At 68.2% G+C, this 7,510-nt stretch carries 3 protein-coding genes and 2 pseudogenes; 1 reads left to right on the forward strand and 4 read right to left on the reverse strand.

All coding sequences use genetic code 11. From position 1 onward, the window contains the following. Positions 1-531: 531 nt before the first annotated feature. From ACIRG6_RS37740 to ACIRG6_RS14810, 4 genes and pseudogenes are all read right to left on the reverse strand, one after another. Positions 532-1,650, reverse strand: coding sequence for a family 16 glycoside hydrolase (locus ACIRG6_RS37740; RefSeq protein WP_450152407.1), 1,119 nt, complete (start codon positions 1,648-1,650; stop codon positions 532-534). 24 nt (positions 1,651-1,674) lie between these two features. Then, positions 1,675-3,624: pseudogene (locus tag ACIRG6_RS37745) on the reverse strand (ThuA domain-containing protein); the annotation flags it as partial. A 3-nt stretch (positions 3,625-3,627) separates the two neighbouring features. Continuing rightward, positions 3,628-4,575: pseudogene (locus ACIRG6_RS37750) on the reverse strand (ThuA domain-containing protein); the annotation flags it as partial. 176 nt (positions 4,576-4,751) lie between these two features. Beyond that, entirely contained in the window at positions 4,752-5,729 is a 978-nt protein-coding gene (locus tag ACIRG6_RS14810) for a multicopper oxidase domain-containing protein (RefSeq protein WP_239764479.1), read from the reverse strand. A 725-nt stretch (positions 5,730-6,454) separates the two neighbouring features. On the opposite strand from ACIRG6_RS14810, the gene ACIRG6_RS14815 reads away from it, so the two are divergent. Continuing rightward, the coding region (locus ACIRG6_RS14815; RefSeq protein ID WP_403322829.1) for a cupredoxin domain-containing protein at positions 6,455-7,510 on the forward strand (1,056 nt) is incomplete at its 3' end.

Genomic DNA, 7,510 nt, shown 5'->3' on the forward strand with positions numbered 1-7,510 from the left:
GGCCCCAGGGCCTTTCGGATGGGTGGTCCGGAAACGGGCAGCGCGATTCCCCGGACGCGCGCCGGGCGCGTGCCGTTCCCGCCGGCCCCCTCACAGGGGGCCGGCGGGATGCGGCGGAGCGTGGTTCAGGCGGACGTCACGGGCATCCGGTACCGGCCGCGCAGCGGGCACCGGACGGACCGGGACACGAGGATCACCGTGTACCGGGAACGGGGAGCGACGACGGCGGTGCGGTCACGCACGGCGGTCTCCCCTCACTGGTCACGGACGCGCGGCGCCGGCAGGGCCGCGTCTGCTTGCCGTTGGTGAGTGTAGGAAGCGGGTCGTGAGCGGCGCCACGCAATTTCCGCGCCCTCGCCCGCAGCCGGGCCCGGTGGCGCCGCCCTGGTGGGAGGGCCACACGCGGGGTCGGTGACGCGACGAGGACCCCGGCCTGGTGGCCGGGGTCCTCGGACGGATGTCGCTCTCGCGCGTGCCGTCGGTGCCGGGATCGGGGCTGTCGTCCCGAGCCCGGCATCCGCCGCTCGGCGACTACAGGTCCCGCACCCGGATGTTGCGGTACTCGACCAGGTCGTTGTTGCCGTGGTTCTGCAACCCGATGTACCCGCTGAGGAACTGGCGCAGGTCCGTGGGCGGGTCGCCCGCCCGGGACGACGACTTGCCGGGCGTGTTGTCGAACTCGTTGATCACCACGCCATTTCGGATGATCGTGTAGTGCTGCCCGACCGCACGGATCTCGTAGTCGTTCCACTGGCCCTTCGGGGTCACCCCCGCGTTGTCCAGACCCACCGGCTTGAAGTTGTACACCGAGCCGGTCTTCTGGGGCTCGCCCGTGGCCCCGTCGTATATCTGGATCTCATGACCGCAGTAGATCGCGACCCACTCGGGTGCGGTGCGGGCCGAGCCGACCGTCCCGCAACTGCCGGCCGGACGGTCGGCCAGCGGCGTCCGCGGGTCCGGGAACCGTACGAACACACCGGTGTTGGCGTTGCCGCTTTCCGGGGCCACGTCCCGGAACTGGAGCCTGACCGAGAAGTCCCCGAGCTCCCGCTCGGCGTACCACAGCATGCCCATGCCGCCGGAGCTGCGGATGGTGCCGTCGGGCAGGAGTGAGAACTTCCCGGCGCCGGCCTGGCGCCAGTCGGCCAGGCTCGCCGCGGTTCCGTCGAAGACGGGCTTGTACCCGGCGACCTTGCCGATCTCGCTCTTGGCCGCCGCCTTGCCGATCGCGGACGACTCGCGGTTGTCCAGGACACCCTCCTTGCGGAGGTCGTTGAGGACGGCGTTGACGTGACTGACGAACTCGCCGTGGTTCGGCCAGGTCGCCTCGTCATCGATCAGGTCGTTGACGGTGCAGCCGCCGCCCGCGCGGTGGTTGGCCACGCCGGTGTCGGTGTCGAGCAGCTTGACGGTCTTCCGGGCGTCGGGCGCGGGGCATCCGGCCTCGGCGTCGATCGTCGCGGTGGCCTTCTCGCCGTCGGCGTAGGTGACCGTCAGCTTCGCCTTGTACGTGCCGTAGTCGGCGTAGGTGTGCGTGGGGTCGGGCTCGTGCGACGGCTTGCTGCCGTCACCGAAGTCCCACTCCCAGGCCACGCCGCCGGTCTTGGCGCTGGAGAACGCCAGCGTCTTCGGCGCGCTCTGCTTGATCACGCGCGCCCCGGCGTCCTGCGGCTTCGGGGTGGCCGGGCCACCCTGGTAGGTGACGCGGATGAGCTTCTGGTTGGGGTGCAGGCTGAAGAAGCCGCCCGCGTAGTCGAGCATGTACAGCGCACCGTCGGGACCGAACTTGGCGTCCATCCAGCTCTGCAGCTGGGTGGAGCCGCCGCCGGACGGGATGATGCTGCGCAGGTCCTCACCGAAGGCCGGTGCGCCCGCGTTCTCGACGCTGTCCGGGTCGACGGTCACCGCGACCCGGTTGTTGGCGTTGGACTGGTCGCCGATGAACCACTTGTCCTCCCAGTACGCCGGCCAGGCGACACCGCTCTTGGTGTCCACCCGGGAGCGGTGGTAGGTCGGGCCGGACATGACGGCCTGGCCGCCGCCCTTGAGATACGGCTGGGTGTAGGTGGCGTCGTCCTCCTCGTAGGTCGGCAGCCCGCTGCCGTCGGAGCGCTCGGGGAAGACCGGGCCGCCGCCCTGGGGCGAGTACCAGATCATGTTGTCGCGGGCCGGCGGGATGTCCACCAGACCGGTGTTGCGCGGCGACTCGTTCTTCAGGTTGTCGCAGTCGTACCAGCCGGTGAGCTTGCCGGCGTCGGTGTTGCTGCGGTCGCGGTACGGCTGCCGGTTGCCCATGCAGTACGGCCAGCCCTGGTTGCCCGCGGAGGTGATGATCGTGGCCGTCTCGTACTTGGCCGGGCCCAGCTCGGGGTCGGGCGCTCCGGCGTCCGGCCCGACCCAGCCGGCGTTCAGCCAGTTGTGCACCGGGTCGACGGAGAGCCGCGCGATGTTGCGGACACCCATCACGTAGATCTCGGGGCGGGTCTTGGCCGTCCCCGGCGGGAAGAGGTTGCCCTTGGGGATGGTGTACGTGCCGTCGGCCTCGGGGTGGATGCGGATGATCTTGCCGTTGAGGTCGTTGGTGTTGCCGGCGGTGCGGCGGGCGTCCTGGAAGGACGTGCCCTTGTAGTCCTGGGTCCAGTTGTTCCCGGAGTATCCGCTGGAGCCGCCCGAGGAGTTGCTGTCGCCGGAGCCGATGTAGAGGTTGCCGTCCTTGTCGAAGGCCATGCCTCCGCCGGCGTGGCAGCAGCTGTGGATCTGGGTGTCCCAGTGCAGCAGGTCCTTGCGGGTGCCCTTGTCGATGGACTCGGTCGCGAAGTCGTAGGTGAGCCGGGAGACCGTCCGCTGCCCGATCCGCTTGTCGCGGTCGATCGACTCGTGCGGCATCCAGTAGACGTAGATCCACCCGTTCTTCTCGAACTTCGGGTCGAGGGTGATGCCGATGAGGCCTTCCTCGTTCTTGACCAGTTCGTCACCGCTGCCCCGGTTGCCCATCACATCGAGTGTGGTGAGCAGCTTGACCTTCTTGGTCTTGGGGTCCCACTGGTGGATGGTGCCGCAGCCCAGGCCGACCTTGGGGTCGTTCCAGGAGCTGATCGGACCGGACGGGCAGGCCGCCTTGCCGATGTAGAAGGCCTTGCCGTCAGGGGCCATGGTGAGGCCGTGCGGCTCACCGATCTGGTCGAGCTCCCCGGCCTTGTTCTGCGCGGTCAGCCGCTCGGTCTTGTAGTTGGACGCGATGGTCGCCTGGCAGTCGCCGCGGACCATGCCGGTGGTCCACTGGATGGCGCCGAGGAGGTGGCTCTGGAACTTCGTGTCGGTGGTGTAGCTCTCCTCGGTGCGGCCCATGCCGGTGTAGAAGGACCGGCCGCCGTCGTAGTCGCGGCACCACGAGACCGGGTGGAACGCACCGTTGGCGCCGGGTCCCGGCTTGTACTTCCACTCCTCGACCTGGGCGATGGTGTGGACCTTGCCGATCGGGTTGGGTTCCCAGTTGATCCACTGGTCGGAGCGGGTCCAGTTGAGCGGAAGTCCGTCGTTGGCCGGGTGCTGACGGTCGGTCACGTCGACCACGGCCTGCTGGACCTTGGAGTTCTGCGGAGGCGTCGGGTTGGCACTGAAGAGCCGCAGCTCGGCCAGCTGCGTCAGCGGTTCACCGTTGTTGGCGGTGATCTCCAGCCGGTAGTGCTGGTAGGCCGTGCTGTTGGTGAACTGGAACTGCCTGGTCTGGAACCGTGACGAGAACGTCTCGCCGGTCCGGGTGTCCAGGGTCTTCCAGGTCTCGCCGTCCTGCGAGCCCTGCAGCTTCCAGTCCTTCGGGTCCCGTCCGGAGAAGTCGTTGGCGGAGGTCAAGGCGTAATTGACCACCGCGACGGGCTTGTCCAGCTTCATGGTGACCCAGCCGGTCGGCGTGAAGGCCAGCCACTTGGTGTCGTCCTTGCCGTCGAACAGCTTGCCCTTGGTCTCGTTCGGCGGATTCTCCGCGTTGACCGCGCTCTCGACGACCTTCTCGGCGTCGGGGAGACCCAGGGCCGGGCGGGTGCCGATCAGCCCGGTGAACCAGGAGGAGTCGGACTGGGCCCGGGCCGCGTCGTGGACGCCCACGAAGCCGCCGCCGTTGTTGATGTACGACTGGAACGCCGCTTCCTGATCGGCGTCGAGCGTGACGCCGTCGGCCGACAGGAACACCACCCCTCGGTACTTGGCGAGGTCGGCGGGGTTGAATACTCTCGCGTCCTCGGACTCGACGATCTTGAACCCGTTCTTCTCGCCGAGGTTCTCGATCGCCGCGGTGGCCTTCTTGACCGGGTCGTCCTGCTTGGCGGCCGGGCCGTGGAAGACCAGGACGTTCACCTGGGTGCCGGCGGCATCGCCCTGGTCCTGGCTGCTGCGTTCGACGGTCGGCTTCGCCTGTGCCTGTACGGCCGGCAGTGCGGTCAGCCCCGCCGTCAGCGCGGCACTGGACAGCAGAACCACCGCGCGGCGCAAGGACCACGCGTGATGCGAGGTCCGCCCGGGGCGCGACGGTGGCGATCCTCTTCGTCTCGACAGGGCGAACCGGTCTCTCTGGCCCATGTGTGCTCCTTGACTCGATCCGGCAACGGAAGAGTGGTCAGGGGATGGAGCGAGGGCTGCCGCAGGCGGGCGAGACCCGGCCGGCGGCAGGTCGGTACGTGTCCGTCAGGCCGTCGGCAGGCCTGACGGGCATGACTTCGGGGGTGGAGCCCGCAACAGGACTCCGCCGCTGCCTTCTAGTGGTGGGGTGTACCGCCGGGGACCGTGCCGTCGGCCTCGGTCACGAGGAAGATCCCGGCCATGCCCATGTCGGAGTGGCTCTGGACGTGGCAGTGGTACATCCAGGCGCCCGCACCGACCCGGTCGCCGGCGATCACCTGGAACCCGAAGGAGTCCGCGGGTCCGACGGTCTTGGTGTCGATGACCCGGCTCACGTCCTGCGGGCCCTGCAGGATCCCGGTGCGGTTGTCCACCCAGCGGTGGCCGTGCACGTGGAAGGTGTGGAAGAACTCCCCGTGGGTGATGACGATGAACTCCACGCGCTCGCCGCGGACGGCCGTGAAGGTGGGCGTGTCGTGGTGAGCCCTGTTGTTGATCGTCATGTCGTTGAAAACGACCGTGAACGTCTTGTCGGGCAGCACATCACCCTTGCGGCGCACGATCACGGGCCCGTACAGGCCCTTCTTGAGGCCGCCCGTGCCGTGGGGGGTCCCCACGTTGTGATCGTGATAGTGCCAGTAGCCCGCGCTGCCGGCGTCCCACGTACCGTCGTGGTTCGGTCCCGGGGCGTGGGTGCGCCAGACGTAGGTCCGCCGGCCGCCCGGCTCGACGACGCTGTCGTTCATCTTGGTGCCGTCGCTGGCGGTGTCGTAGTCCAGTCCGTGCACGTGCAGACTCGCGGCGACGTTCAGGTTGTTGACGACCTCGATGTGCATCGTGTCGCCCTCGGTCAGCTCGATGAGCGGGCCGGGAATCGTCGCCTTGCCGGGCTCCAGGCCGTAGCCCATCTCCCCGTTCGGCAGGTTCTCCATGTACAGCGTCAGCTCACGGACGGTGCCCTTGTCCTTGCCTTGACCGTTTCCTTCACCGGGCTTGTCCTTCGAAGCCGCGGCTGCGGTGCCGAGCACCGCGGGCACGACCACCGCGGCGGCGGCGCCGCTGGCGAACGCCCGCCGGGAGAAAAGGCGTCTCGCGCCTGAGCCTGAGTCGGTCATCGTTCTCCAATCCTCGAAACGCGTGCGTGCCCGAAGTCGTTTCGTGGCCGTGTCCGAGCCGCCGCCGACGGCAGCTGTCCCGTCACGGTGGTATGCGGTGGTGCGCGGGGAGTTCGGCCCCGCGAGGCAGGCGGAGCGGTCGTCGGACCGGACTCCGTGGAGGCTGTCCGGCTCGGCTCGGGGTGCCGGCCGCATCCGGGTTCGGATCGGCTGGGCGTACGTGATTCACCTCAAGGCGTGGACACCGTAACGGGGGTCTCTCCAGTTTTTCCAGACTCAGGTCAAAGTCTGTTGGATTCATGTCATAGGTCTTGGCGGATCGTCAAAAGACCGGCTAGCTTCCCAGCGTTGCCGCATGGAAAGAGGTCGCGTGGACCCCGCCCTGGGGTTCGCGGTGCCGGCGGCTCGCAGCGACAGGGGCGGATGCCGCCTGGGCGTGAGTGACGACGGCCCCCGGCTGCCACGCACGCGCGGGCGATCGAACGAAGCGCGGCGCTCGCCCCCGTTCCGTCCAGGGCGCCGGTCGGGTGAGCGGAGAACTCTTGTCTCATCCCAGCGGCTGATCGTCCACCCGGCGGACCGCGAGTCCTGCGCGGTGCCGCACAAGCGAATTCGCGAAAGGTGCAGCGGTGATCGGAAGACTGCTCCATACCCAGACGGATCCGCCCTCTTCAAGATCCGCGCTACGTGAACGATTCCGCGGGCATCCGGTGCTGATGGCGCTGATGGCCGTTGTCTTCACGGCTTTCGCACTGGCCGTTCCGGCCGCGTACGCGGCGGTGAGCAGCGCGGAGGAGACCGCAGCGGACCAGGTGCTCACCTGGACGGCCGGCGACGATTACATGAAGTACACGTCGGCCCCCGCCACCGCGGTGGCGGGCAAGGCGACCATCGTGTTCGACAACAGCACGGCTGCCGGCAACACGACGGGATTGACGCACACCCTGACGTTCGACACCTCGAACCCCGACTACAACAACGACGTCAGCCTCAACATCCTGGCGAGTCCCTTCGACTCCCAGGGAGGCAGGCACACGACCGAAGTCACCCTCACGCCTGGCGTCTACCGCTACTTCTGCGCGATGCCCGGCCATCAGATGATGGTGGGTGAGCTCGTCGTCACGGCCGCGCCCGGCGACGACACCACCGCGCCGGACGCGTCAGCGACGGTGTCGGGGACGAAGGACGACGCCGGTAACTACGTGTCCAGCGCGACGGTCACCCTGACCGCCTCCGACACCGAGTCGGGTGTCGCCACCATCGAGTACTCCCTCGACGGCGCCGCATACACCGCGTACACCACACCCATCGCCGTCAACACCGTCGGCCAGCACACCCTCACCTACCGAGCCACGGACAAAGCCGGCAACACCTCGACGGCCAAAACCGTCCAGTTCACCGTCACAGCCCCCGAACCACCCAAGGACACCACCGCCCCCGACACGTCAGCAACCGTGACCGGCACAAAGGACAGCAACGGAAACTACGTCTCCAACGCAACCATCACCCTGACCGCCTCCGACACCGAATCCGGCGTCGCCACCATCGAGTACTCCCTCGACGGCGCCGCATACACCGCATACACCACACCCATCGCCGTCAACACCGTCGGCCAGCACACCCTCACCTACCGAGCCACCGACAAGGCCGGCAACACCTCGACGGCCAAAACCGTCCAGTTCACCATCACAGCCCCCGAACCACCCAAGGACACCACCGCCCCCGACACGTCAGCAACCGTGACCGGCACAAAGGACAGCAACGGAAACTACGTCTCCAAC

This window comes from Streptomyces flaveolus, assembly GCF_044765825.1.
Lineage (GTDB): Bacteria > Actinomycetota > Actinomycetes > Streptomycetales > Streptomycetaceae > Streptomyces > Streptomyces flaveolus.

What these genes read in the sequence shown, in the direction of transcription:
- ACIRG6_RS14810 (WP_239764479.1), bottom strand. Translation starts at nt 5,729, where the DNA reads ATGACCGACTCAGGCTCAGGCGCGAGACGCCTTTTCTCCCGGCGGGCG.